The organism is Nocardioides luti, from assembly GCF_014212315.1.
GTDB classification, from domain to species: Bacteria; Actinomycetota; Actinomycetes; order Propionibacteriales; family Nocardioidaceae; genus Nocardioides; species Nocardioides luti.
In genome coordinates this window covers 1,906,165-1,930,021 of the sequence record NZ_JACKXE010000001.1, presented here as the reverse complement: position 1 = coordinate 1,930,021, position 23,857 = coordinate 1,906,165, and the positions used below count along the sequence as shown (strand labels likewise).

The following is a 23,857-nucleotide window of genomic DNA, read 5'->3' as shown; positions in this document are numbered from 1 at the left end:
CATCGGACTCGAGTTGCAACTTGGATCAGCCCAACGCCCGCCAACCCGAGGACGCGCTGGCCGCTTTTCATCGGCTCATCGGGATATACGGCGGCAGCTTGACCGATGCGCAGCCGGACTGATGCGCAGGCCAGAACTTGGAAACACCGTGGGAACAGTTGCGAACGCAAAGCGACCTCGATCGTCTGGGATCGCCGCCCTGGACGTCTACCGTGGGCGCCGCCGCATAGATCTGGATCGAACAACCGATGAGTCGGATCTTCCGGTATTGGGAAGACGAACTCGGCCTCGACCTGAAGGACCCTGCCGATCACTCCTGCGTCGAGCAGCTCGAACAGCTTGCGGTAGGCAGGAAGGAACCGGCTCCAGATCGCCTCCATCGGAAGACGCCGTTCGCAGCCGCTGCGTCGAGCATGCGCTGGACCTCGGAGGCGTTCATGGCCATCGACTTCTCGCACAGCACCGGCTTCCTGGCCTCCATGCTGCGGATTGCGTCGTGCACGTGGCGCGGGTGCGGGGTGGCGACGTACACCGCCTCGACCGCTGGGTCGGCCAGCATGGCGTCGAGATCGGTATAGCGACCCGTCACGTTCCACTGATCTCCGAACGAGTCCGCAGAGTCTCTTGTGCGTGACGTGACGGCAGTGATCTCGCCATCCTCGACTCGGGTCATCGCATCAGCGAACCGGCTGGCGGATGTCACCCGTTCCCACTACTCCCTAGATCGTCGCAGTCGCTCCTACGGTCCACGAAATTGATCCTCGACAGGAAGGGTGAGCGTCATGGCCGCATCCTGTCGGCACTCACGGTACGTGCGCTCCCGTTCATCCACTGGAGGACACCTGGGTTCGGGTTGGCACACGCTCGTCAGTGATCCGAGTGGCCGACGTCGTGCGCGTGCTCGGCTGATCGTGGGTGCCCGGATTCGTCAGGTGGGCACGCTGTGGGCACAGTCGAATGAACCGGTCGGCACCGATCGGCACTGAGTTCACCGATCAGCGCGTTCGGAAGCCGGCGTGCGCCGAGGAATCGACCTCTACGGATCAGAAGGTCGAGTCGCGTCGGGCGTGCCTGGCTTGAGTCCAGTCGGGCGCCGCTAGCGAAGGCGGCGGTCCGCAGGGGGGTTGTTAGCAATCCAGCTTGACGGCCGAGATTGTAGAAATGCGTGCAGCGCGCTGGTCTGGGGGGCCATATATAGATGGTATTCTAGTTGGATGGAAGGTGCTCAGGGGAGGTCAGTCTCAATTGCTCAGGCGGCTCAGCTAGCGGGCCGCTCCCGAGACACGATCAAGCGGCGGCTGTCGGATGGAGCGTTTCCTGGCGCGCACCGTGGGGCAGGCTCCGGCCCTGGCGGGCCATGGCTTATTCCAGTGGAGGACCTCGAATCGGCTGATCTCGTGCGGGCGGACCCTCGTGTGCCCGATGGGTCGGATGTGAACGGACAGCTCAGGGTGGCGCTTGCTGAACTCCGGGTGCTACGCGCTCACAACGCGGATCTGCGGCGGATGCTGCTGAGCACGCGTTGTTGCCGTGACACTTCCGACTCTACGTAGAGACCACCTCGAGCTGAGGTCAAGGTCCTGTAGGAGTGCGCCGATAGACGGCAGCATGGAGTTCGAATTCGCGTCTAGCGGCCGGCGGCAGGCACCCTACGGATGCCTGCGATCCGTCACGTCAACGGCCATGGCGTTTGCATGTCTGGTTGCAAAGGACTTCTGCTCTGCACTAGTGCGTCCACGGCAGACGGTTCTGACCTGCGGAGTTGGACGTGTACTGGTCTTCTCTCACATCTATGAGGGAACGCTCGGTCGCGCTGGCGCCTTAACGGGTTGGTGCCCGCTCAAGATGTATCCGCAGGTCAGGCACGCTTTTCGGCCGTGGGGGCGCGTTCGGTGCCCAGTGACGAGTCGCCGCATTTCTCGTCTGCGTTTGCAAGTTTGCAAACGCAGACTGGTGCCAATTGGTGCACGCCGAACGCACTCGATGGCACGCCTACCGGCGCAGGATTGGAGCAACATCCCGCCTCTTCGGTGCAGATTGGTGCACGTCGCCCCAGCTCGACGGGTGCCAGGGCGGTCGCAGCATGACCGGGCAGTTGGGGGTGTCCCAGACCGGGGATACCTACCGGGTCCAGCGAAAGCGCGGTAACCACCAAATCCGTGCTTCGTTTGGGACGCTTGCAGAGGCGAACGCCTACTCGCTTGCGATCAGCGCTGCCTGGGCGGCCGGTGCACTGGCTCCGTCTGCGGACGAGTTCGCGGAGACCTACGTCGGATCGAGTCGAGTAGCCCTCGATCCGTCGATCCCGACCCGTCTCGATGATCTCGTTGAGGCGGCGATCGTCGCCCATAAGGCAAACAAGCATCTCGAAGACGACGGCGTACCGAAGAAGCAGCGAGCGCAGTGGGCCAAGTACGGAGGCTTCTTCCGCAACCCCGACATCCGCAACCTCACTCGCCCGCGAGTCCAGGAGTTCGCATTCCACCTGTACGAGAACCGGCTGGAGCGTTCAACAGCCAACGAGTACATCCGACTCGTTCGAATGGCGTGCGACCACGCGATCGAATGCAAGGTGGTCGACGGCAACGTGGCCAAGGGAGTTGTTGGGCACCATCAGGACGCCCCGCTCCAGCCGCGTGATCGAGTCCAACCCAGGCCACTGACGGTCAATGAAGTGAAGATGCTCGCTGCGCAGTTTCCGCAGTGGATGCAACTGGCCGTCTTCCTGATGTATGTCGGCTGTCTCCGCCTCAGCGAGGTGTTCGGACTTGAGCTACGAGACTGGGACCCCGAAGGGCAGACCTTGCACGTCCGCAGGCAGGGTGGCCTCAAGAAGAACGAAGGCAAACGAGACCCCTATCGGCCGGACGAGGCTGACGGAAGACTCAAGAACAAGAGCAGTCGTCGCAAGATCCCTGTGGCGGGGGCTTTCGCCGAGGTAATCGACCGCCACATCGATGCCAACCACGGATGCCGGCCGACCGAGCCGTCGGAGGAGGTGGCCTGGCTGGAACGGCGCCTCATCAGCACCCCTGACATGCCGAAGCCGCGCAGCACCGTGATCGTCGACCGGTGGGACGCCGCCCTCCGGTCGGCCGGCCTCGACTACGACACAATGGGATTCAGGATCGGCCGCCACTTCCTGCGGAAGGCCGGATCGACGGTCATCGGCATCGGCGACATCCGCGGAAAACTGTGGAGCGGCTACCTAGGCCACCAGACACCAGCAGAGTTTGGTGGCTCACTCACGACCGTCCAGCACTACTTCGATCTGCCCGATGAGGAGCTGGTCGCGGTGGCTGACCGCTGGGAGCAAGTCATTCAAGAGCAGGCCGGTGACCTGGTGGTCAGCGAAGACTGGTGGACGGCCTCACACATGACCGTGCAGGAGGCAGCCGCTGTCTTGAATGTGCACGAGACTCACGTCGGTTGGCTTCTGCGGAAGGCGCATCTGCTTTACGCGCCGGAGGACGAGGTCGCATGTTGGCGACATCGCGCGGGCGTCAAGAAGTTTGAGAAGCGAATCATGGTGTCCGGGCCGAGTGTGTACGCGGAGGTGGAGCGGCGCCAACGACGCCGAGCCCACCTGACAGAGAGCGACGTCGCCCACGAACTGGCGACGTCGAGTCACCATGTGAAGCGTCTTCGCGAGCGGGGCCTACTGGTCGCTGAGAAGGACGGCGGGGCCCGCTGGGCCTACGAGCCGGACAAGGTGGTGGAAGTTGCGGCGATGCTCGGCAAGGAGAAGGCTGAGAGCCACCTATACATGGCAGCGGCTGAGGCTGCGGCCACGCTGGGGCTCGCGCCCTATCAGTTCGAGCGGGTGTACGGCGATCGCGTCGGCGGTCGAACCCTCTTACTCACTCAGCAGCGCCAGTACTTGCGGGCGGATGTCCATGCGCTGACCGCGCCCTACGACGCGAGCGCCTAGCTCAGCGAGGGGTCAGGTACGGCATTGCGGAAATGGTGCCGATACCAGGGAAAGCGATCGCGCCGAACGCGACCCGAGCCAGACCCGAACCCACGAAGGAATCATCCATGTATGACGACCACAGTGACCTCCCGATGCCGCTCTCGATTGTGCTGGACCGCCTGCGCGACAGCGACGGCCGGATGGTGCGGGACCCCGCATCTGGTGTTCCTGCATTCGAGGCCACCTGTCCCCTCTTCCCCGGCCTTTCAGGCGTTTCCGGAAGGCCCGGAGGGGCCGTGAGGGATCTGATCGAGTCGATCCTCGACGTTCTGCCCCTACAGCCGGGACTAGTCGCTGCACTCATCGGCGCGGGTTACGGTCAAGAGGTCGTAAACGCCTGGAGCCAGAAGATGTGTGGGCGCGAACTGAGGCATCTCCGCTCCGATGCGGATCAAGCACTCGAGGTCCTGCAGACATACTGCGACGCCGGGGTCCCGCCTGTCGCCGCGAGCACCTACTTCGCGCTCGGGCTCGATGCCGAGATGGCCAGCAAGATTTATGCGGCTGGTCGCCCGCTGGAAGAAACGAGCCAATACATGCGGGAGGTGTTCAGCCAAGACAGATACAGGGGTGTCACGGTCATGGACTGGCTGACGTCCGACTTTCCCGCCGAACGCGGAAGGCTGTACCTCGGTGTAAGCGAGGTCCCCGTAAGGGAGGCGAGGGCTTGGGAGGCGATTGTCACGGAACGCGGTATCAGCGACGCCGACCTAAACCACGTTCTCCGGTGGGGAATCTCCCGGAATTCCATCCAGTCAGGCGTACCGATCCAGCGGCTCGTTACGTATGCAAGGAGCCAGGTCGCCGAGGCCGAAGTTGCCTCGTGGGAGGCCGCTGTCGCGAGGCACGAGATCTCCGACAACGATCTCCGTGACGTCCTGCGGGCCAGGTACTCGCTCGCAGAGGTCGACGAGTATGCGTCGACGTACGCCGAGTCGGGTCTCACGGTCGGCGATGCCGCACGCACGCTTCTTGCGTTGGCAGCGACGCCGAGTGGTGATCCGTGGGCGATTGGCGCCAACCAATTGCCGTTGTTCTGATCGCCTGCGGGCGATGGCGACCTAGGAGGTTCAACAATGACACGACAACCGCTCCCCGGAAGGCACGGATGCGGCCACGGGCATCACGCCATCGACATGTACGGCCAGGGATGCTCATATGCGGCGATCATGGCTCGAGCACTCGACGCAGCGCGCGCCGGTGCACAGCGCGAGAGCGCCCGGCATGCTGACATCGCCGACCAGATCCTCTGTGGACTCGAACGGGCCGACGTCGATCAACTCCGCGACTTCATTGCCGGGCTTGCCAATGCGTCAGATGCCAGACTTCGCGTCGATTAGATGTGACCGTCGTCGGACAGTCCATCCAGTCCCGCGTCGACCTCGAACTCATCAGTCGATGCGTGAGCGAGGCCGACCTCGGTGAGAGCCGCTTCAACCTGCGCACGACCCACGATCGTGGCAGCCGGCGAGCCGGACGCCAGGACACCGATCCCGACGGTCATCGAACCATCAGCCCATCCCACGAAGGCGGCACCGGATCCGCCGAGCTCTCTGGCGGACCTGGTGAGGAGCTGGTCCAACAAGGCAGCCCTGAAGTCGTCGGACGGCTCATCGTGTACGTCGATCCACTGCCAGAAGGCGTGTGCGGATGGCGGCTGCAGCAGTGTTGTGACATCGACTTCAAGTGTCCTTGCCAGGGCAGAAAGCGTCGACAGGCGTGGATTGGCTGCTCCGCCACTCGCACCGGCACCCGATTCGAGCAGTTGGTAGTGGTTTCGCGAAATGCCTGCAGCTTCTCCGAGGTCAGCCTGGGACAGCGATCGAGCTCGTCGCAGGATCGCGAGATTGGTCGACACTGCCTTGACCAGGCCGTCGTCCTCGGAACCGCTGTGATGCACGGCCGCAGCGTACGGCGTTCGGGCTGTGCACGCGCGCTTGCTTGCAAGAGGAATCGTCGAACCGTCAGAAGGTCGTGTGTCGATCAGTCCGCATGGGACGGGGTCGACGCCACCAACGCTTGCGGCTGTGTTCGTGGTAGACCGTGGCGCTGAGCGCGAAGTACATGGCGGTTAGATAGCCGTGGCTGTCTAGTGCCGTCCCGTCTCGACGCGTGGTCGAGAGAGCGTGCATTGCGGCCAACTTCGCATTGGCATCGTCCACGTCTCCTCGCTGCGCAGACCTGAGCGCTCCCACGTAGAGGTCAACGAACTGTTTGCCCTCCAGTTCTGGCGTACCAGACGAGCTTGCCGAGCCAGGTTCCACTTGACCGGCCGTCACATCAACCTCCCGAATGTCTCCGCTGAGACGTACGGGAACATCCAAGCGGTAGGAAGGTTCGGCTGAGTCGAAATCAGAAGTTCCGTCGAGCCGACGCGGTTAGACGTGGGTCGGAGGCCGCCCGAGCCGCCTGTCATCAACGACTCGGGCGGCGCTCGGATCACCTGACACTGTGGTCCGGGCCGGTAACCGCGACCTGCAATCAGACCGGTCACTCGATCGATGAGCCTCGCCCTGACGACCTAGCTACTCCCGCCGTCGAGATCGTGGATCATCTCTCGCCCATCGAGTCGGAAGCGAAGCTGGATCCCGGTAGCCCCGACTGCGTCGAACGCGGTGCAGAGCCTGCGGACGAACACCGAAGCTGGATCTTCATCGCCACACTCGCCTGTGCTGTCAGGGTCGACCGGAAGCACGTCGTTCAGTACTTCCATCACGAACTGGAGCACAGCTGGTGCCCGAGCTAGGTACGGGACGCCGGTCGCGATCCTCTCCCACTGGTAATAGATATCTACGTCAAGCTCGGCCGGCGAAGGAATGGTGCCATCTAAAGATGGTTTGAATGGTCGCTCGCTGTTCGGCACGGATCATTGCCCGTCCAGTCGAGCCGGCCCGCCATCTACTCCGAGCTGGCCGACGCGCCGTCCCATGGATCGATGCCAGCGAGGAGCTCCCTCGGCGTGGTGTCGAGAGCCCGGGAGATCTTGTACAGAGTGGAGAGGTTGGGCAGTCGGCGCCCAGCCTCGATGGAGAAGAGCGAGTCGTACCCGACTCCAGTCATCTCTGACATTCGTCTTCGGGTGAGCCCGGCGTCCTCGCGCCGAGCGCGGAGGGCGGCTCCGAGCCGCGTCCGGCCTGCCGCCAGTTCGGCATCTGCATCGCCCGTCACGAGCGGAGCCTAGCGTCGGCTGGGACCGGGCGCGGGGCTCGCTAGGCCACATCACGAGCGACCTTGAGGAGCGCGGCGACTGCGGTTGGATTCGTGACGCCACTATCGAGGCACGCGATGATCCAGGCGGGAGGTGCGTCCAACGCGCGCCAGTCGCTCTCGAAGACCAGGTCGGCGTCGGACTTCGCAGCCGCGGCCGCCTCGAACGCCCGACGTTGGATTGCACACGCTTCGTCTGGTGTGAAGCCTGCTTCATGCCATTCCAAGGCGTCCTCCGGGAGCAGGGGCGTGTCGAACCATCCGCGGGCGTGCTGCCTGAGCCTGGTCACGAAGCGGAAGATCTCCACTGCGTGCGCCTCCAGGGGCAGGGTCGTCTTTGCGTTGAGCCATGGGGCCACATCCGCGGCGGGCATGCCCGCGAATTTCAGCGCGCCGGCCAGCCACGCCCGATCCTTCATTGACGGCCAGGCCTTGGTCAGATCAACGGTCGAACACACGGCACCTCTCCTTTGATTATCCTGTTTCGTACGACGTACATAACAGGATACATGCTGCCTTGCACGTCCTGTCGGATCGAGAGGAGCACCTTGGACGGCCGCCACCCGCCGCGGCCGCACCGGAATGTCATGCCGCCTCCAAATCGAGCCGATACGACTCCGCATGAAGCGAACCGTCCGAGCGGAGGAGTCACGGGCCATCACCGTGGCCGACGGTCCCTTCCTGACCCCGGAGGAACTGAAAGACCTCCTACAGATCCCCATCAAGACCCTCGCCGCCTGGAGGTCAGAGCGCAAAGGTCCGCTCTTCGTCCGCATGGGGATTCACGTCCGCTACGCCGAACGGCACGTCAATGACTGGCTGGCCGAACTCACCGAAGACGCACAGGAATGGATGGAGTCATGACACAGGCAATGCATGGTGAACGCACGGGATCGAGGACCGGCCGGCCACCACTCGAGATCGGCAAGAACGGCGACATATCGTTCCGCAAGAAGGGTGACCGCTGGGTAGCTCGCACCAGCGTCCGCGACCGAGACGGCATCAAGCGCGACGTCACCGCCAGCGGCGAGACCATGGGCGCCGCGAAGCGTTCACTCGAGCGGAAACTCGAAACCCGAGCACCCGTCGGCCACAAGGGACTGACCTCCAGAATGACCCTCGCCCAGGCCGCCGACTTCTGGCTCAGCCACCGAGCGAAGACCGGCCTCGCCCGACGCAAGGGCCCCGTGAAACCGCAAACACTCGCCGCTTACAGCGACGCCATCCGCCTGCTCATCGTTCCCGAGCTCGGTGGCGTTCGCCTCGGCGAGGTCAACGTCGGACTGCTCGACGCCGTCCTCGGCGACCTCGAAGAGACCGGCCTGTCTACAGCCCAAGCACGAGCCGTCCTCAGCCAGATCTTTGGTCTCGCGGTGCGCCACAGCGCGATGCAAGGCAACCCGATGGCATTCGTGACGCCCGCTCAACGCGAAGAGCGCGAGGTCGAGAGCCTCGGCCTCAACGAGGTTCAGCAACTGCGATCGCTCGTAACGCCAGCCGCGCGTCGCAAGCCCGGATTCCGCGGCCCCGGCGCAGGCCTCCAACACGTCACCGACGGCCTCCTCGGCACCGGCTGTCGCATCGGCGAACTGCTCGCGCTCCAGTGGAAGCATCTCAACCTCGACGGCGACGTCCCGACGGCGATCATCAACGGCACCCTTGTCGAGCCCCGCAAGGGGTACGTCGAGAGCCTCGGGCGGCAGGAATCCACGAAGTCGAAGGAAGCCCGAACGTTGATCCTGCCCGAGCCGGTGCGCCAGATGTTCCTAGTGCGGCGACAGGCCACCCAATGGACCGGAGCGGCAGATCCGGTCTTCGCGTCACGAAACGGCACCTGGACCTGGCCCAACAACATCCGCACAAGCCTACGAGCGGTCGTGAAGGACCACCCAGACCTCCTCGGCACCACTCCACACACCCTGCGCCGGACGGTCGGGACGTTCATCGCACACAACAACGGCCTCGACGCAGCCCGCGCCCAGCTCGGGCACGCGGACCCCGGCGTCACTGGCCGTCGGTACGTCGCTACGCGACCCATCGCCCCTGACCACCGCCTGACGCTCGAAGCCTTCTTCGAAGGTTGAGTCGAGTAAGGGCGCAGCGGAAGTCGCACCGCAATGACGGACCAGCAATGAGCTTGCTGGTCGATTCAACCGTCTGCGCCGGCGGCACTTGCTTGTGCTGCCGCACGCCACCACGCAGCAGCACGAGCCACCTGCTCGGCAGACGTATCGACCGTGATGTAGTCGACGTCCATGCCTACCACGTCCAACTCGACCTGACCGTCGTTGTAGATGATCGCAGGTCGAGCGGCATCAGGGCGAGGCAGCACGATCACATCAATGGCGAACTCAGCGCTGGGTCCTGGGGACACGCGGCCAAAGCAGACGCCGCCTCCGAACCACACGTGTCGCTTGTCCAACGACTCGCGGTCGGCCGCAACGTCCTCCCACCATTGAGCTGCCGCCTCGACTTCTTGGGACGTCCAGGCTTCGGGCCCACCGACCGTGTGACCAACCCCGTACCCGGAGCCGTGCTCCCAGTCGAACGCGATCCGTGCCTGAAGGAACGTCCTAGTCCCGATCGTTCCAGTCGGCTCAAGCAGGAATGTCGCCTGAGACAGGCCGGACAGAATCATTGACGGTCTCCTTCAATTCAAATGCAGCTTGCGATTGTTCTCTCGACGAGCTGACGCGGAACGCTTCCGCGGACGTCGTCGAGGCGCCTCGTTCGTCGTGCTACCGGGCTGCAGCCTAGGGATGGGCCGTGGCGCCACCGCCGAGCGGGTCTGTGGCGGGCGGACACGAGCTCGCGTCCCGCCATGCTCGGGAGGCAAGCGGACCGGCGTGCGTGCACCGGTCGCGTCGAAGTGGCGCGCCTGTCCGCCTGCCCGACTGGCGGGATATCCCCGATGAAGCACGCCCCTACGGCGGGCTGGCTGTACGACCTTGCGTCACCAGTTGAAGGGCGCGCTCGTTCAACGGGCTCACTGACTGAGGCAGCGTGATGCGGAAGAGCGCAATCGCTCTCTCTGCAGCGAAGTCTTCCGCCTGCTGGGTGAAGCCGGATGCGGAAAAGAACGCAACTGGCAGACCGTCGGCGGCGCCGACGAGTTTCTGAACGTCCGGTCGACCGATGGGTCGGGACATGTACTTGACCTGCGCCACCATTCGCCTGGCCTGCACATCGATCCCGCCATCTGCTCCGCTGTTGGTGACGTGAGCGTCGTGGAAACCGAACTGACGCATTGCGTAGGCGGCCAATTGTTCGGCCTGACGCCAGGCGGCTTCCGGAACGACGACGTCGACGTCGACGTTCCCGTCGTCCCTAGGATCCACGCCAGTGAGGTCGACTGCGCCGTACGGGAATGAGTTGAAGATCCTGAGACGACGTTCGACGGCGGATTCTGTGGGCGCGAGGCCCAGGACGTGTCTGCTCCAAGCCAGAGCGTTCAACAACCGTGGCTCAGCGACTCTGATCCAGCCGATCGTGGACTCGTCAGCAGGCAGGTCACGGCGAAGCACGAAAAGCAGCGCATCTCTTGTCGAGTTCAGCGATTGACTGGCTTCCTGATGCGCTCGCTCCATTCCCTTTCGGACCTTGCGCTGTGCCCCGATCGGCTGCGCAGCGAGGTGAGCCCGCACCTTCGGCGATTCAATCCCGGACAGGTGCTCGGCGTAGCTACGAATCAGCCGCTCCATCAAGTTCAGTTGGAACAGCCGATCCGAGCGTGTGACGAGTTGCGATCGGGCGATCGCATCTTCGTCGGGCTGAGGCTGTCGCCAGTAGGACCAGCCGGCCGGTGCCGCCTTCCACATGACGTCGGGTCGCCAGCCGGCTGGCGGATGCCAACCCGGTGGCGGCTGCGGCCAGGCCGGTGGAGCCACCCAGACTGGCCGAGGAGCCAGCGGGGGGTCGGTAAGCGGGTGGTGAAAGTGGTCAACAATCTCGTCGTCGGCGATGACTCTCCAGTACTCCCAATCCTCCGGTGCTTCTGGCCAGTACCGGCTGGGCCGCCAACGGAGATCGGGCAGAAAGCCGTCAGGAGCCGGATCCCATCCTGGAGGTGCGGTCCATCGCAGCGAGAACTGACCGACTAGGTTAGTCGGGGTGCTATCTGCAGGAGGAAGCTGCGTCACACGAGGATCCTCTCCCTTTGGGGGCGGGGCCGCACGAAGACGAAGCACTTCAGAACCCGCCTTTGCGGTAGAGGGAAGCAACTTCCCGATCGTGGGAGGGCGGGCGAAGATACCTCGGAGACTCATTCCGTGAGCTTGTCGAGCCTTTGCTGGATCGCTGAACCCTCGCGGCGGTCGGGGGACAGGCTTCGAGCCATCGGCGGAGAACGGCCTTTCCTCCTCAAGTTCGCCGAGTTTTCGATGGATGATGGCCCCCTGTTCGGTCTACCAAGGCGCCGGTTCTCGCCCGTCGCGGGAGTCTTCTGCCGCGTTGATGGCGCCATAGCAGAGCGCGAGTGCTTCGGACAGACGTCGTTCGCGCTTGAGCTGCTTGATGGGTTCAACGGTCTCCAGGTAGTGAAGTCGGCCGACCATGCCCTTCTTGAACTGCTCGGCCCGGTCGCCGCCGCCGCCGAGAGCCTGGTCAACCATGTAGGTCGTGCCGGCGGCTTGCTCTGCTCGTCGCTCTTCCACGGTGATCGCTGGAGGGTTCGCACTCGTGTGCGGCCACAGCGGGGGATCGGTTCCCGCTATCACCCAGCCACGAACGCGTATGCCCTTCGCTGTCCGCGCGGCCCACAGCTGAACTTGGCAGTCCGTCGATCGACCTAGTGGCATCGTCCGTGCGATGTAGCTGGTTTGGTACCCGATGCGTGTGCCGTCGACGTGGACCGCGACCGCGTTTGGGTCGGCCTGATTGGACGGCTCTGACACGAGCTGTCCTCGTTCTTCCAGCAATCCACCTCCGCCGAGGCCTAGCTAGCAAAGAGTTTGACGAGGGCGTCGACCCCGGCCGTGGTCGTGCCCGTCATCTCGACCGGCTGAGTCAGGTCCGGAATGGCCAGTCCAGCACGGATCGTGACGAGCAGCTCGGGCTGGGCTTCACGGCGGCGGAAGAACCTCACGGGCTCACGGTTCCACTCCGTGGTGACAGCCGCAGTCATTGTTCGATGAAGGCACGGCGTACCCCTGCCTTTCTGCTGCATGTGTCGGAGACCGGGGCTACGGTGCTGTGCGTTTCCGAAATGCCGATCTGAAGGGGTGCGGTCATGGCAAAGCGTGGCTTTTTCGCGGAGATGAACTACCAGGCTCAGCAGGCGGAGAAGCGTCGACGCCAGCAGGAAGCACAGGCAGTCCGCGCCTACAACGCAGCCGTCCGCGACCACGAGCGTGCCGTCAAGGCCGCCGAGCGCGCCCACGCAACAGCGGTCCGTGCGTCCGAGGCTGAGCGCAAGGCGGCCGAAAAGGAAGCCGCCCGCCTACACCTTGAGGCCCGGACTGCAGAGGTCGAGGCGCTCAACACCGAACTGACCTCGACCTACGACGACATCGACAGCCTTCTCGCCTGGACCCTAGACACCGACGACTACGTCGATCTGCATTCACTTAAGGTGATCGCCGAGCACCCGCCATTCGACCCCGGCAAGCTCGGCACCCCAGTCGCGCCGGTGCCCGAACTCGTGTATCCACCGCAGCCCACCTACGTCGAGCCGGCTGCGCCCAAGGGCCTCTCCGGTGCGTTCGGCGGCAAGAAGAAGCACGCGGAAGCGGTCGCCGCTGCTCAGGCTGAGCATCAGCAGGCCGTTGCGTTCTGGCACGAGAAAAATGCCAAGAGCCACGAGCACCACGTTGCAACCTTGGCCAAGCGTGAGCAGGACGAGGCCGCCAGGCTCGCGAAGGTCGCCGAGGCAGAAGCCGCCTACCGGGCTGAGTGCGATCAGCGGGAAGCAGACGCGGCCGCGAGAAACGAGGAGCTCACCAAGTTCATCAACGACCTCGCCTTCGACGTCGAGTACGCCATCGAGGACTACGTCGGCATCGTGTTGTCGAACTCCGTATACCCCGACGCGTTCCCGGTTGAGCACGATCACAGCTTCGATCTCGCCACTCGCGAACTGACCTTGAAGGTCGACATCCCGGAGCCCGCAGCCGTGCCGTCGGTCAAGGAGTACAAGTATGTAAAGGCGAAGGACGAGATCACCGAAACTCAACTGACCGCGAAGGCTCAAAAGGACCGATACGCCGCTGCGGTGCAGCAGGTCGCGGTCCGGACGCTGCACGAAGTGTTTGAGGCCGACCGCGCCGGCAAAATCCACTCCATCGCGCTGACGGTCGGCACCGACACCATCGCGCCGGCAACCGGCCAGCCCGAGTACGTTCCGCTGGTGATGGTCGCCGCGGACCGGGAGATCTTCAGCTCGTTCGACCTGGCCAATGTCGTCCCGAAGGCGACCCTGGACCACCTGGGTGCTGCGGTATCGAAGTCGCCGTTCGACCTGACACCCGCCGATACCAGCCGGGGCGTCCGTCAGCGAGGTCAGTGATGCGGCTCAACCCGCCTCCCGGATGGCCGCGACCGCCCGCCGGGTGGGTTCCACCGCCAGACTGGAAGCCCGACCCGGCGTGGCCTCCGATGCCGGAGGGTTGGCAGCTTTGGCTCCCTGATGAGGACTCACTGCAGCCTGAGTCGGGCGTACCTGTCGTAGCAACGCCCGACCCGGCCCGCGATCAGGTCCCGGTCCAGCCATCTGTGCCCGTGTCTGCCCCTGCTGCGCCAACACCCGCCGCAGCGCCGCCGGCTGCGTCGGCAGCAGACCACGCCGCGCTCCTTCACCGCATCGCAGACCTAGAAGCCGCGCTCGTCCAGCCCGGTGGCAGTGAGCTCGTCGAGCTCGATGACCAGCGCGTCCTCCAGGACGTTGGCATCTACCGCTACCACCACCCGCTCGAGGACGCAGCCGCGTATAAGGACCGGCTCACCTATATCAACGGCCGTGTCGACGAACTCGTGAAGGCGAACCAGGCCGTTCTCGCGGCCGACCTCTTCACATTCGACGGGTCCTTGGCCAAGGGGCGCAGGATGGTCGGCGACCTGTCCAAGCTGATGCTCCGCGCGTACAACGCCGAGGCTGACAACTGCGTTCGGTCGCTTCGGAACGGGAACATCTCCACCGCAAAAAAGCGCCTCTTGAACGCGATGAAGTCCATCGAAAAGCTCGGCGTCATCATGGACATGCGGGTTAATCCGGACTACCACCAACTGCGCGTCGAAGAGCTCGAGCTCACCGCGGACTACCAGATGAAGGTCCAGGAAGAGAAGGAGAAGGCTCGCGAAGAACGGGAACTCCTCCGTGAGCAGCGCAAGGCCGAGCAGGAGCTCGCTGCCGAGCGCGAGCGTCTCGAGAAGGAAAAGGCCCACTATGAGGGAGTGCTCGAGCAGCTCCGCGCCAAAGGAGACGACACGGCAGCGGACGAGCTGGCTGGTCGCTTGGCGCAGATCGAGGAAGCTATCGAGGCCAACGACTACAGGACCGCGAACATCCGGGCCGGGTACATCTACGTCATCTCCAACATCGGCGCCCTAGGGCCCAACATCGTCAAGATCGGCATGACCCGTCGCCTCGAACCTCGCGACCGTGTCCGCGAACTCGGGGATGCGTCGGTGCCGTTCCTCTACGACACCCACGCACTGTTCTTCTCCGACGACGCCGTGACCCTGGAGAACGAGCTCCATAAGGCGTTCGCCGACCGGCGGGTGAACTTCGTTAACGAGCGGCGCGAGTTCTTCTTCGCGACCCCGGCCGAAGTGCGAGACCTTCTGATGCAGAAGGTCGGCGGGCTCTTGGAGTTCAACGAGACACCCGAAGCACCTGAGTACTACCAGTCGCGTAACCGTTGGCCCGCACAAGGCTGAACTCCAGCCAGGATCTCGGCGTCGTCGATCTCCGCGTAGGGCCATGCTGTACCGGCCAAGTTCTGTGTGCCACGTGGTGACCGCAATTCAGCAGATCTGGATGGACCACTGTGCCGATAGGCGGCGGAATGACGCATCTAGATACGTCTTGGCTCTCCTCCGATCCTGACCGAACGATAGCGTGTTCGGTGTTCGGTATTGACCGAACACCGAACAATCGACCATCCTTCGCGTATGGAGGAGACGTTCGAATTTTTGAAGGCGGCCTTTGAGCAGGTCGACCTGGAACTTGTGCGCATCAACCACTACGCCGATGACTCTGCCGGCGATTTCGTGTTGGATCCATGGGGGCTCGAGCTCCTGGTTGAGGTCAAGCGCTCGTCGTTGGTGACGACTGAGACTGCCAAGCGGTTGGTTCACGACGCCGAACAGAGCTTAAAAAGCGCCAGCCAGGAGATCGCCTTCATGGTTGTAGCCAATCGGGTAACTGCCGATGCTCGAACAGTTCTGACTCAGCATGGGTGGGGCTACCTCGATCTTCGAGGGCACCTTTCGCTGCGGGTGGGCAACCGTGTGGTGATCAGCGCAGAGGTTCGGCCCCACTGGTCGCCCACCGAACGAACTGAAGCTCTCGCAGGAAAGGCGGGCCTCGAGGTCGCGACAGCGCTGCTGATGAACCCAGACCGACCATTCGCTGTTCGTGAGCTCGCGCGGCAATTGGGCCGGTCGCCCAGCACGGTGTCTGACATCGCTTCGTCTCTACGCCGAGAACTGCTGATCGATGAAGGCCTCCGCCCTGATCGGGCGCGCCTATTCTGGGCCATGGCCGATCGGTGGCCGAGCAAGAGGACCTACCTAGCGGAGTCTCCGGCGCCGGGCAACGTCCTGGGTATTACCGGGCCACTGAAGTTGGGTCTTGACGACGTGGAGACCAGCACCGGATGGGCGCTGACGGACTCGGCTGCCGCCGCCATCCTGGGAGCGCCGATCGCGGTGAGGTCGGATGCTCCCCTGGACTTCTTTGTTCCTGACGAGACTGTTGCCCGCAGAGCGAAGCGCCTGCTCGAGCCGGCGTCATCGCGGGAAACGGCGAAGTGCTCCATCCGGGTGGCGCCGGTCCCGGCAGTGTGTCGAGAGCGCCTCGACGTTCAAATGAACTTCTACGAGTGGCCAGTCGCCCACCCACTCTTCGTTGCATTAGATCTTGCCCAGGACAAGGGGCGCGGTCGAGAGATCTTGGATGACTGGAACCCGAAGAACGGTTGGGACCGTGCCTGGTAGCAGCGCGGAGTTCGCTGGCGACGCGATGTTCCGGATCGTGCAGGCGACAAAGACAGTCATTGAGACCTTGGGCGAACCGCCGGTAGTGGTTGGAGGTCTGGCCGTGATGTGCCGACTCCAGACAGCCCATCGCGCAACTCTCGACCTCGACGTCGTCGATCGCGGGCTCCAGGACCAGACACACCTAGAAGTCTTACGCCGAGTGGAGGGCGCTTCCGATATCGATCCCTCTGCAGTCCTGCTCCCGACGCTGGCAGGCGAAGTGAAGGTGGACGTCCTTGAGGTGAATCAGGCCGAGATCGACCACCCAAGTGACGACCCAGGGGATCGCTTGCACGCGACGTCGCACGCTTGGGCGTACGACACCGCGACGTCCGTGAGAATCAGCGCCTACGCGCTGGAAGGCGAGAGCATCGAGGTCGTCACCTTGGTATCGGAGCCAGGTCCTCTCGTTGCGATGAAGCTTCAAGCGATCATGAACCGAACGACCGACAAGGAGGGGACTGACCTCCTCGACATCGTTCGGCTCACCCTTGACGGAGATTGCCGCCGCTCTGCCATAGCTCAGATCCAGGGGCGACCGGCCCAGATGAAGGACGACATAAGACAGCATTCCAACCACTGGTTCGTCGACAGGCGAAGCTGGTCGCTCGAACGGATTCGTTCGGCCGGTGGCGACGTGGATGCCGATGACCTCGACCTGGTGCACGAGGTTCTGGCAGACGCCGCATCTGCCTAGATGCACGGGCGGACGTCATCGGCTGGGCTTCTGCTTGCCAGTCAGCGACTCCTCGCAACCCCGGTCGAAGGGCGGGGGCCTATGGTTCCGGGCGGTCACCCTGCCCCTCGACAATTGGGTTCAGCCCTTGCCGAGCGTGGAGCCGGCCTTGGACTTGGCCGATTTCGACGATCCATTCGCGGCCAACGTCTTCCCCGCCTTGGAGAGCGATGCCTTGCTGGGCATGCTGGTGCTCTTTGCCATCTTCTTCACCTCCTCTCTTAGTGGTCTGGTTGCGCGATCCGCGTCATCGAAGGCGCGCGGCGACAGGAGGTTCATATGATGCGGTGGGGGCAGCGTCGGACTCGTCGTCGCGAAGGTCACGGCACATGACGGAGTACGCCCCGCCGCCGTGCAGCACTCGTGTGGCTTCGGCTACCGCCACGGCGCCGGCGATGACGCCGACGAAGCTGGCGCCGACGGCGACGCCATTCAGTTCGGCGATGCCACATGCGTCGAGTCCTGGCGCATCCATGTCGACCGTGTCAGACCTATTTGGCTTCGGCTCGTCCTGCCAGGCCGGGACGGTGGCACTGGGCTGGCCGGGGAGTCGACGTACCGTCATGCCGTCGAAGTCCCGCACACCCGCCCCGAGGCCGACGTCGATTGCAGTCTTCCATCCGATCTGGTCAATGAGTCGTCGCGTGGGGAGGTTGTCGACGCCTACTAGCGCGACGTGCATGTCCTCCTCGCCGACCGGGGTCTGGGCGTGCATCCGTCGCTCGACGATGACGGTCTCCAAACCACACCGGTCGAGGGCAGCAGCGACGATGCGGGTCTTGCGCTGGTTCTGCGGATCGGCGGGCGTGAGGACGCCCGTGCTGTGGTTGGCCTGGACGGCTCGCTGAGTGTCCTGAAGGACGACTTGAACTGAGCTCGGATTGGCGTAGTCGAGCCAAGAGATGACGTGCGCGTAGCCCTGCCCCAGGTGGCCTAGGCCGAGGAGCCACCACTGTGAGGGCGCGTACGCCATCGCGGGGCCCCGTTCTGTAGCCGATCCCGCGAGCCATAGGTTCAGGCAAACCTGGCGTGCAACGCCCACGGATTCTTCCTCGCGCATGAGGACGAAGAACGTCTCTGCGACTGCTAGTGCCCCGGCGGCGACAGCCGCCACGCAGTTGTTCTCACCGCACCGGGCGCCTACGGGGTCGCCGTCGGCGGGGTTGATGCTCGCTGCTGCCTGCAGCTTCTGCGCGGTCGGGCCGGTGCTCGCGGTCCAACCCGACCAGGTTGCCGCGATCCAGTGGCGCTCGGGCCGCAGCCCGGCGGGAGTGTTCCCGATGACGATCACGTGCCGTGGAGTTCCGCTCGAGCTGTCGACCAGGTTCGCGCCTTCCGAAGCGACAGTGTCGCCGAGCCGCATCCCTGCGTATGGGCCGCCCAAGACCGTCTGCCCCGGAGCGTCAAGGGACACGGCAACTTCGCTGAAAGCGCGCACGGCGGTTGCGACGGCGGTCAGCACGGCGGCCTGGCCGGCCCGCGAGCTGCAGGTGGCCGCCCCGGCGATGATGAGCACTCGGAAGCTACGGTGTTGAGCCTTGCCTCGGGCGGCGTCGCCAGCCCGCCGCCCAAGGATCAAAGTGGTGCGGCTGAAGTGGTCGGCGTCGTACGCCTCGGGTTGAGCTGCCTCGGTGATCATTGGCGTCCCTTCGTGTGTAGCAGCGTGTGAACCTGAGTGCCGATCTGCATGACTAGACCGCGAAGCGTGCGGCGCACCAGGAAGACGTTCTCGATGTCCTCGGAGAAGTAGGACGCCCATCCCGTCGTGGTCATGACGTGTGCACCCAGTTCGTCAGGGGTTGTCACGTAGGCGCCGAGACGAGGCGCGATAAGGGCGAGGTGGCCGGCGCAGGCAACCATCGGGTGGTCCGCGTCGGTTGTGCTCTGTCTTGTTCCGTTGCCTGGGTGCAGGTGAATGTCCGCGACGACCCTGAGTCCCTGACTGCGACACAACTCGCTGAGCCGGGTGTAACCGATGGCGTGGAAGGTGATGCCACCGGTCAGGCACCCGGGGTCGAGGTCCTTGTAGTAGGCAACGGCGGTTACGGCGTCGACGTGCGCGTGCCGTGACGCGCTGGCAAGACGGGTGGGTATTCGGTGCCACAGGCCGTTCAGGACGCGGTGGACCCTCGTCGTCTCGGCCGCGGCCGCAGCGGAGGCAAGCAGGAAGGCGCCGGCCTCGCGTCGATGCTCGCCGTGGCGCTCGAGCTGTCGCATCATCGTCAGGAAGTCGTGCTGCTTCATCATGACCAGCGGTCGATGTTTGGCCGTGGTCGGCCTGGCGCTGGACGTCGCGGCCTTCATGACTCCTGCCCCGGATACGGGAGGCGTGCCTCTGTGAGCTCGCCGTAGATCTCCTCGAGGTAGAAGGCGATGGTCCGTGAGGGGTTCCAGGCGCGGCTCGGATAGTCCGCGGCCCAGTTAGTGTGGGTCGCGAGTCCCGTCCGATCGCAGGGCAGGTAGGGCGCGTCGGAGTTTGAGGGCGACCAATCGGTTCGGAACACTCGTTCCGCGGATTCACCGCGCGGCCACCGGTTGGTTGGGAGGGGTGCGCCGGTCCGCAGATCCCAGAGTCGGCCGCCGGGGGCCTGAGTGGGGTAGTCGTCGAGCTGAAGCCGGAGGGCGACGTAGTCGTCGTCGCCGACCGCGACCTCGACAGTCAGCGTCGGCCAGGCCAGTATCGGGTTGCGCCACTTACCCGCTCGCTCGCCTGCGGCGAAGCACTCCCTGGCGAGGTCGGTGCGCAGCCGAACCTCGTCGGGCGAGATGACGTCCCAGTCGGCCGGCGCCGCCGAGGCCTCGAGGGTCATGCTCACGGTGTTCACCGGTGTTCACCTGGCTTCCTTGTTGGGTGTCGTGGTGCGATCGAGGCAGCGGCCGGTCGTCGGCCGGCGCCACTCAACCCTGCGGACGGTCCTTGTGGACCAAGTCGAGATCGATCTGGCGCTGGCCCTTGCCCAGGTAGGCCCCGATCGGGCTCTTGGGCGTCAGATCAACGTCGGAGCCGGGCAGCCGCAGTGCGGTGTCGGTGGCCCGCTCCGGGTCGACGCCCAGGGCGGCGATCGCCAGCTTGCGGATGCGGCGGATGCGGGTGGTCGAACGTACCTGCAGCGCCTTGGACACGCCCGCGTAGTGGACGTTCACGGTGACCCTCGCGGCTGGGTTGCGCAGCAGCGTCAGCCGGGAGTGGCCACGCGAGGCCTCCCCGACGGTGGTACGACGGTCGAGCTCGACCAAGTCGACGTCGCCGTCGACCTCGTCGCCCTCGTCGACCAGGACGAGGACCTCTGCCGACTTCAGCTTCACCGCCTCGGCGATGGTGCTGCTCTCCTCGGCCTCGAAGATGTGCGGGTCAGTGGAGCCCATGTCGTAGAGCTCGATGGTGATGGTCATGTCAGCCTCCATGGCTAGTCGACGTGCGTTCTATTGAGTGCGCTGCTTGTTACATCAAGCACGATAGCACGGATGCTTGCCTGCCACTACCTTGCTTGCTCTACGAAGCGTAGGATGGATGCATGACGCCCACTCCTCGCCGCGAACCGCAAGTCACCCCCACGGACGGACGTGCGCTGGGTGACCACCTCAAGGACGCACGCCGGGCGATGCACCTGACCCTGCGCGATGTCGAAGCCAAGACCAACAGGGCCGTGACGAACGGCTACCTGAGCCAGATCGAGAACAATGCGATCAAGTCGCCCTCGCCCAACGTCCTCTACCACTTGGCCGAGATCTACGGACTGGACTACAGCGACCTGCTCGAGCGCGCCGGCCACCGCACGCCGACTCCGACGCAGCGCGCGGGCGGTGCCGACGAACGCCTGCTGGCCGGCCTGCCGCTGAGGGCGCTGGAGGAGCTCAACGACGAAGAGCGCCGAGAGCTCACCGAGTACGTCGCATTCATGCGACAGAGGCGAGAGAGACGAGAGAACGACTCATGACCGATCTTCAGATCGCAAGCATCCAGGACGTCCGCCGCTACGCACGGGGCGCCCTAGCCGCAGCTGGGGCAGTGGACCTTGCGCCGGTTCCAGTCGACGACGTGGTTGCCGCGGTCGGGCTGCACAAGGCGAGCCTGTTCGACCTTGGTGAGCCGGACCTTCCCCCACGGATTCGTGAATTGGCCAAGAAGTTCACTGGCCGGGTCCTAGGCGCGATGGCGATCAAGGAGAAGATCCTGTACGTCGATGAGTCGTTGAGCCCCACCCGGCGTCGCTTCACTCAAGCCCACGAGATCGGTCACCACGCTCTTCCGTGGCACGAGGGCGCCTACTTCGTTGATGACCGCACCACCCTGAGCCCGCACACCCGGCGCCTGCTCGAGCAGGAGGCCAACGCATTCGCGGCCGAAGTGCTCTTCGGGCTCAATCGGTTCACCGACGAGGCCGACGCCTACCGTCCGGGTCTGGGTGGTCCGCTGACTATCGCGGGCCGCTACGGCGCATCGAGCCACGCCGCACTTCGCCGTTACGCCGAGACGAGCGGTCACCCTGTGGCCCTCGTTGCCTTTGGCCGATACACCACCCACGGCGGCCGCGCGCTCAAGGTGTTCCCCAGCCAGTGCGCCACCTCCGGCTCCTTCGCTGAGCGATACGGAAACGTGACGACGTTCTTCGGTGACCACGTCCTGACTGCTCGTAGTCCAGCGTTGGCGACACTGGCCACACTCTCAGACCAAGTGCATGAGGACACCCTCGAGATGCCCCTGGAAACTCGCCGAGGAGCGGTGACCTTCCGGGCCGGCCTGTTCTACAACCAGCACCTGCGGTTCATGCTGCTTACGCGCCGCACGGTCCTCGGGCGCAGGGCGCGCGCCGTGAATCAACCCACCACGGCTTAGCCATGCCTGTGCGTCGCATGCCAGGGCTCTCGACGTCCGGACTACCTGACCGCTAGCCAAACCGGTCGCGCAGCGTCATGTGGCCCGCGGATCGACACGTAGCCCGGACTCGTACGGGGTCGGGTCGACGTCGAGCTCGAGGCGCGTGCCGTGGTCTGGCCCGTGGGAAATGTATCGGCCCGGGCGGTGCACGGCGAGAATGCCGTGATCGTCTACCGATCGTGGGTCTAGGTGGCTGGAAGTCGGGTCGAGAATGACCTCGCCCAACACACTCGGACGGCCAGCCTCTCGTAGGCGCCGATCCTGGACTTCGACCACCCAGAGGCTCTTCGGCCAGATCGCGAGACGGTACGCGCGAGCCAATGCGGGATCCATGCTCGGCCGGCGCAGGAGTGCATGCTTGAAGTCCCTGGCCCGAAGCCCATAGGTGACGAAGGAAAGCTCGTCGGCTTCGTGCGCCTCCCGTACAGGGTCGTCCTGCGGTGCTCCGGCAATCCACTGGTTGAACCACCAGCGCCCGCTCGCCTCGGCGCGCTCGCCGGACAGGTAGATCTTCGGAGGCAACGGGAGCACCAGTTGAGTCCATGTGTGCTCGGGGAGGGGTTCGTTGAACGGGTCGTTGATGCGGACGTACGGGCCGAGCACGTCGTCGTGCCGATACAAGGTGAGTCGGGTGTGTCCATCGGACGGTTCGCGGTTGTAGCCGACGGCAACCCAGACGTGTCCCTCTCCCACGACGATCGGAGGGATGTTGCTGTTGATGTAGCGGCAGACGATCGCGTAGAGCGACCTCCACTCGGCGTTGAAGCTAGTCACGGTGTCAGCAGGTAGCGCGGTTGCGGCGGGTGAGAACCCGAGCGTGGTCAGCGCCCCCAGCATCTGCTGCAGCGTGAGTCCCTCGGAGGGCATCTGTCGGCCCCCGATCACGCCGCCGAGCGAGGCCCTGTGGACATCGGCAGGCAACCAGCGTGGTGCGCCCATGCGCAGGTGGGCCTGGAGCGAGACCATCCAGATGTCAGCGTGGGCGCATCGCATGAACTGCGCGTCCTGGCTGATGAACGGCATCGCAGTGATCGACATCGGCCATCCCAGGACATCGACAGTCTCAGTCGCGAAGCACACAGTCGCCTCGGTCCCCATGCTGGGCGGCGGCGCGATCATGGTCCGCCCGACCGGCGAGGACTCGAGCGGACGCAGCACCGAATAGCCGCGATAGGCACTAGTGACTGTGCTCAGGTCGGTGAGGTCAGAGGGCACCTCTGCAGCGAAGAAGTGCAGGCGATGACACACCGAGGGGTAGCGCTCGAACTTCGTCGTGTAGAAGTGCGAGTGCTCGCTTCGCCAGTCTGCATCGATGTACCGGCGTTCGATGAGGACGTGAATGACACCGTGTTCCTTGGCGATCTCGAAGACGCGCCCGAGGGCGACGACGCCGGTGCCACTGGCGTAGGTCTTCAGAAGCCCTTCCCAGACGCCCGGCGTCCGGACATCGACAACGACGGCGGGCTGGTCGTCGGGTGTCCAGTCCAGGAGTGACGGCACGGTAGTCGCGAGTTGGACGGTCTAGGGCGCTGGCAAGCAGCTCAGAAGATGCGCAACGTGGAGGCGTTGCGCTCGGCTGCCAGCTCTGCTTCTCGGATCTCCTTGATGTCGGCGCTGAACTGCTCGTCGACGGCGTCGTGGCGCATGATGCCCCAGTCGCGCGCTTCGTGGGTCGCCTCGGCGACCGATGCCGTGATGTTCTCAACGGTGGTCATGCGCGTGGCCCTCTCTGACGGCTGCTCCTGAATCGGGATGCTAGAGGTAAGCGCCGACACTTCAGGGTGGACTCGCACGGTGCCCCTCTGAAAGTCCTGAGCATACAGACGTGACTTTCTGGTCTAGACCTATTCGGCGTTGCTCGAACACC

The 23,857-nt window shown here is 64.5% G+C and carries 26 protein-coding genes; 12 read left to right on the top strand and 14 right to left on the bottom strand.

Features of this window, described 5'->3' with window-relative positions:
* Positions 1 to 310: 310 nt before the first annotated feature.
* Positions 311 to 703 (bottom strand): Gfo/Idh/MocA family protein, encoded by a 393-nt coding sequence (locus H5V45_RS09290; protein ID WP_343061490.1) that lies wholly within the window; start codon positions 701 to 703, stop codon positions 311 to 313.
* A gap of 511 nt (positions 704 to 1,214) precedes the next feature.
* Between H5V45_RS09290 and H5V45_RS22930 the strand changes: the two genes are divergently transcribed.
* The 4 genes from H5V45_RS22930 to H5V45_RS09275 all read left to right on the top strand — a co-directional run bounded on the left by H5V45_RS22930 (position 1,215) and on the right by H5V45_RS09275 (position 5,313).
* Complete coding sequence (locus H5V45_RS22930; RefSeq protein ID WP_484549468.1) at positions 1,215 to 1,553, top strand: helix-turn-helix domain-containing protein; 339 nt, start codon at positions 1,215 to 1,217, stop codon at positions 1,551 to 1,553.
* Between the two features lie 530 nt (positions 1,554 to 2,083).
* Complete coding sequence (locus H5V45_RS09285) at positions 2,084 to 3,931, top strand: hypothetical protein (RefSeq protein ID WP_185252665.1); 1,848 nt, start codon at positions 2,084 to 2,086, stop codon at positions 3,929 to 3,931.
* Between the two features lie 107 nt (positions 3,932 to 4,038).
* Positions 4,039 to 5,013 carry a hypothetical protein gene (locus H5V45_RS09280; protein WP_185252664.1) on the top strand — a complete coding sequence of 325 codons (975 nt, stop codon included), beginning with the start codon at positions 4,039 to 4,041 and terminating at the stop codon, positions 5,011 to 5,013.
* Between the two features lie 129 nt (positions 5,014 to 5,142).
* Positions 5,143 to 5,313 carry a hypothetical protein gene (locus H5V45_RS09275; protein WP_185252663.1) on the top strand — a complete coding sequence of 57 codons (171 nt, stop codon included), beginning with the start codon at positions 5,143 to 5,145 and terminating at the stop codon, positions 5,311 to 5,313.
* Here H5V45_RS09275 and H5V45_RS09270 read toward each other — a convergent pair.
* From H5V45_RS09270 to H5V45_RS09260, 3 genes are all read right to left on the bottom strand, one after another.
* Entirely contained in the window at positions 5,310 to 5,873 is a 564-nt protein-coding gene (locus H5V45_RS09270) for a helix-turn-helix transcriptional regulator (protein WP_221633963.1), read from the bottom strand. The genes H5V45_RS09275 and H5V45_RS09270 overlap by 4 nt on opposite strands.
* 998 nt (positions 5,874 to 6,871) lie before the next feature.
* On the bottom strand, positions 6,872 to 7,141 hold the full coding sequence (locus H5V45_RS22825; RefSeq protein WP_185252662.1) for a helix-turn-helix domain-containing protein: 270 nt from the start codon (positions 7,139 to 7,141) through the stop codon (positions 6,872 to 6,874).
* Between the two features lie 41 nt (positions 7,142 to 7,182).
* Positions 7,183 to 7,638: a hypothetical protein gene (locus tag H5V45_RS09260; RefSeq protein ID WP_185252661.1), complete on the bottom strand. Its 456-nt coding sequence runs from the start codon at positions 7,636 to 7,638 to the stop codon at positions 7,183 to 7,185.
* A 163-nt stretch (positions 7,639 to 7,801) separates the two neighbouring features.
* Here H5V45_RS09260 and H5V45_RS09255 point away from each other — a divergent pair, with 163 nt between their 5' ends.
* A complete protein-coding gene (locus H5V45_RS09255) occupies positions 7,802 to 8,044 on the top strand; it encodes a helix-turn-helix transcriptional regulator (RefSeq protein WP_185252660.1) in 243 nt (80 codons plus the stop codon).
* Complete coding sequence (locus H5V45_RS09250; protein WP_185252659.1) at positions 8,041 to 9,264, top strand: tyrosine-type recombinase/integrase; 1,224 nt, start codon at positions 8,041 to 8,043, stop codon at positions 9,262 to 9,264. Before H5V45_RS09255 ends, H5V45_RS09250 begins: the two co-directional genes overlap by 4 nt.
* Positions 9,265 to 9,329: 65 nt before the next feature.
* Here the strand turns inward: H5V45_RS09250 and H5V45_RS09245 are convergent, their stop codons facing one another.
* The 4 genes from H5V45_RS09245 to H5V45_RS09230 form a co-directional block, all read right to left on the bottom strand.
* Positions 9,330 to 9,818 carry a hypothetical protein gene (locus H5V45_RS09245; RefSeq protein WP_185252658.1) on the bottom strand — a complete coding sequence of 163 codons (489 nt, stop codon included), beginning with the start codon at positions 9,816 to 9,818 and terminating at the stop codon, positions 9,330 to 9,332.
* 286 nt (positions 9,819 to 10,104) lie between these two features.
* Positions 10,105 to 10,998 (bottom strand): restriction endonuclease, encoded by an 894-nt coding sequence (locus tag H5V45_RS09240; protein ID WP_185252657.1) that lies wholly within the window; start codon positions 10,996 to 10,998, stop codon positions 10,105 to 10,107.
* A gap of 585 nt (positions 10,999 to 11,583) precedes the next feature.
* On the bottom strand, positions 11,584 to 11,832 hold the full coding sequence (locus tag H5V45_RS09235; RefSeq protein WP_185252656.1) for a hypothetical protein: 249 nt from the start codon (positions 11,830 to 11,832) through the stop codon (positions 11,584 to 11,586).
* 281 nt (positions 11,833 to 12,113) lie between these two features.
* Positions 12,114 to 12,263 (bottom strand): hypothetical protein, encoded by a 150-nt coding sequence (locus H5V45_RS09230; protein ID WP_185252655.1) that lies wholly within the window; start codon positions 12,261 to 12,263, stop codon positions 12,114 to 12,116.
* Between the two features lie 144 nt (positions 12,264 to 12,407).
* Between H5V45_RS09230 and H5V45_RS09225 the strand changes: the two genes are divergently transcribed.
* The 4 genes from H5V45_RS09225 (at position 12,408) to H5V45_RS09210 (ending at position 17,072) form a co-directional block, all read left to right on the top strand.
* The gene (locus tag H5V45_RS09225) at positions 12,408 to 13,682 is read left to right on the top strand and encodes a hypothetical protein (protein WP_221633962.1); all 1,275 of its coding nucleotides are present in this window, start codon (positions 12,408 to 12,410) and stop codon (positions 13,680 to 13,682) included.
* 212 nt (positions 13,683 to 13,894) lie between these two features.
* Positions 13,895 to 15,052, top strand: a complete 1,158-nt coding sequence (locus tag H5V45_RS09220) for an SNIPE associated domain-containing protein (protein ID WP_343061489.1) — start codon at positions 13,895 to 13,897, stop codon at positions 15,050 to 15,052.
* A gap of 234 nt (positions 15,053 to 15,286) precedes the next feature.
* The gene (locus tag H5V45_RS09215) at positions 15,287 to 16,333 is read left to right on the top strand and encodes a transcriptional regulator (protein WP_185252653.1); all 1,047 of its coding nucleotides are present in this window, start codon (positions 15,287 to 15,289) and stop codon (positions 16,331 to 16,333) included.
* Positions 16,323 to 17,072 (top strand): nucleotidyl transferase AbiEii/AbiGii toxin family protein, encoded by a 750-nt coding sequence (locus H5V45_RS09210; protein WP_221633961.1) that lies wholly within the window; start codon positions 16,323 to 16,325, stop codon positions 17,070 to 17,072. The genes H5V45_RS09215 and H5V45_RS09210 overlap by 11 nt, the downstream gene beginning before the upstream one ends.
* Before the next feature lie 286 nt (positions 17,073 to 17,358).
* Here the strand turns inward: H5V45_RS09210 and H5V45_RS09205 are convergent, their stop codons facing one another.
* The 4 genes from H5V45_RS09205 to H5V45_RS09190 form a co-directional block, all read right to left on the bottom strand.
* Positions 17,359 to 18,750, bottom strand: a complete 1,392-nt coding sequence (locus H5V45_RS09205) for a hypothetical protein (RefSeq protein WP_185252652.1) — start codon at positions 18,748 to 18,750, stop codon at positions 17,359 to 17,361.
* Entirely contained in the window at positions 18,747 to 19,415 is a 669-nt protein-coding gene (locus H5V45_RS09200) for a hypothetical protein (RefSeq protein WP_185252651.1), read from the bottom strand. Before H5V45_RS09200 ends, H5V45_RS09205 begins: the two co-directional genes overlap by 4 nt.
* Positions 19,412 to 19,921 (bottom strand): DUF7665 family protein, encoded by a 510-nt coding sequence (locus H5V45_RS09195; RefSeq protein WP_185252650.1) that lies wholly within the window; start codon positions 19,919 to 19,921, stop codon positions 19,412 to 19,414. Before H5V45_RS09195 ends, H5V45_RS09200 begins: the two co-directional genes overlap by 4 nt.
* 88 nt (positions 19,922 to 20,009) lie before the next feature.
* Complete coding sequence (locus H5V45_RS09190; protein ID WP_185252649.1) at positions 20,010 to 20,504, bottom strand: hypothetical protein; 495 nt, start codon at positions 20,502 to 20,504, stop codon at positions 20,010 to 20,012.
* 122 nt (positions 20,505 to 20,626) lie between these two features.
* Here H5V45_RS09190 and H5V45_RS09185 point away from each other — a divergent pair, with 122 nt between their 5' ends.
* On the top strand, positions 20,627 to 21,049 hold the full coding sequence (locus H5V45_RS09185) for a helix-turn-helix domain-containing protein (protein WP_185252648.1): 423 nt from the start codon (positions 20,627 to 20,629) through the stop codon (positions 21,047 to 21,049).
* Complete coding sequence (locus H5V45_RS09180; RefSeq protein WP_185252647.1) at positions 21,046 to 21,948, top strand: ImmA/IrrE family metallo-endopeptidase; 903 nt, start codon at positions 21,046 to 21,048, stop codon at positions 21,946 to 21,948. The genes H5V45_RS09185 and H5V45_RS09180 overlap by 4 nt, the downstream gene beginning before the upstream one ends.
* Before the next feature lie 75 nt (positions 21,949 to 22,023).
* Here H5V45_RS09180 and H5V45_RS09175 read toward each other — a convergent pair whose 3' ends face one another.
* A complete protein-coding gene (locus tag H5V45_RS09175; protein WP_185252646.1) occupies positions 22,024 to 23,490 on the bottom strand; it encodes a hypothetical protein in 1,467 nt (488 codons plus the stop codon).
* A gap of 41 nt (positions 23,491 to 23,531) precedes the next feature.
* Positions 23,532 to 23,705 (bottom strand): hypothetical protein, encoded by a 174-nt coding sequence (locus H5V45_RS09170; protein ID WP_185252645.1) that lies wholly within the window; start codon positions 23,703 to 23,705, stop codon positions 23,532 to 23,534.
* Positions 23,706 to 23,857 lie beyond the last annotated feature (152 nt).

What these genes read in the sequence shown, in the direction of transcription:
- H5V45_RS22930 (WP_484549468.1), top strand. Translation starts at nt 1,215, where the DNA reads ATGGAAGGTGCTCAGGGGAGGTCAGTCTCAATTGCTCAGGCGGCTCAG.
- H5V45_RS09285 (WP_185252665.1), top strand. Translation starts at nt 2,084, where the DNA reads ATGACCGGGCAGTTGGGGGTGTCCCAGACCGGGGATACCTACCGGGTC.
- H5V45_RS09280 (WP_185252664.1), top strand. Translation starts at nt 4,039, where the DNA reads ATGTATGACGACCACAGTGACCTCCCGATGCCGCTCTCGATTGTGCTG.
- H5V45_RS09275 (WP_185252663.1), top strand. Translation starts at nt 5,143, where the DNA reads ATGGCTCGAGCACTCGACGCAGCGCGCGCCGGTGCACAGCGCGAGAGC.
- H5V45_RS09255 (WP_185252660.1), top strand. Translation starts at nt 7,802, where the DNA reads ATGAAGCGAACCGTCCGAGCGGAGGAGTCACGGGCCATCACCGTGGCC.
- H5V45_RS09250 (WP_185252659.1), top strand. Translation starts at nt 8,041, where the DNA reads ATGACACAGGCAATGCATGGTGAACGCACGGGATCGAGGACCGGCCGG.
- H5V45_RS09245 (WP_185252658.1), bottom strand. Translation starts at nt 9,818, where the DNA reads ATGATTCTGTCCGGCCTGTCTCAGGCGACATTCCTGCTTGAGCCGACT.
- H5V45_RS09240 (WP_185252657.1), bottom strand. Translation starts at nt 10,998, where the DNA reads ATGTGGAAGGCGGCACCGGCCGGCTGGTCCTACTGGCGACAGCCTCAG.
- H5V45_RS09225 (WP_221633962.1), top strand. Translation starts at nt 12,408, where the DNA reads ATGGCAAAGCGTGGCTTTTTCGCGGAGATGAACTACCAGGCTCAGCAG.
- H5V45_RS09215 (WP_185252653.1), top strand. Translation starts at nt 15,287, where the DNA reads ATGGAGGAGACGTTCGAATTTTTGAAGGCGGCCTTTGAGCAGGTCGAC.
- H5V45_RS09205 (WP_185252652.1), bottom strand. Translation starts at nt 18,750, where the DNA reads ATGATCACCGAGGCAGCTCAACCCGAGGCGTACGACGCCGACCACTTC.
- H5V45_RS09200 (WP_185252651.1), bottom strand. Translation starts at nt 19,415, where the DNA reads ATGAAGGCCGCGACGTCCAGCGCCAGGCCGACCACGGCCAAACATCGA.
- H5V45_RS09195 (WP_185252650.1), bottom strand. Translation starts at nt 19,921, where the DNA reads ATGACCCTCGAGGCCTCGGCGGCGCCGGCCGACTGGGACGTCATCTCG.
- H5V45_RS09190 (WP_185252649.1), bottom strand. Translation starts at nt 20,504, where the DNA reads ATGACCATCACCATCGAGCTCTACGACATGGGCTCCACTGACCCGCAC.
- H5V45_RS09185 (WP_185252648.1), top strand. Translation starts at nt 20,627, where the DNA reads ATGACGCCCACTCCTCGCCGCGAACCGCAAGTCACCCCCACGGACGGA.
- H5V45_RS09180 (WP_185252647.1), top strand. Translation starts at nt 21,046, where the DNA reads ATGACCGATCTTCAGATCGCAAGCATCCAGGACGTCCGCCGCTACGCA.
- H5V45_RS09170 (WP_185252645.1), bottom strand. Translation starts at nt 23,705, where the DNA reads ATGACCACCGTTGAGAACATCACGGCATCGGTCGCCGAGGCGACCCAC.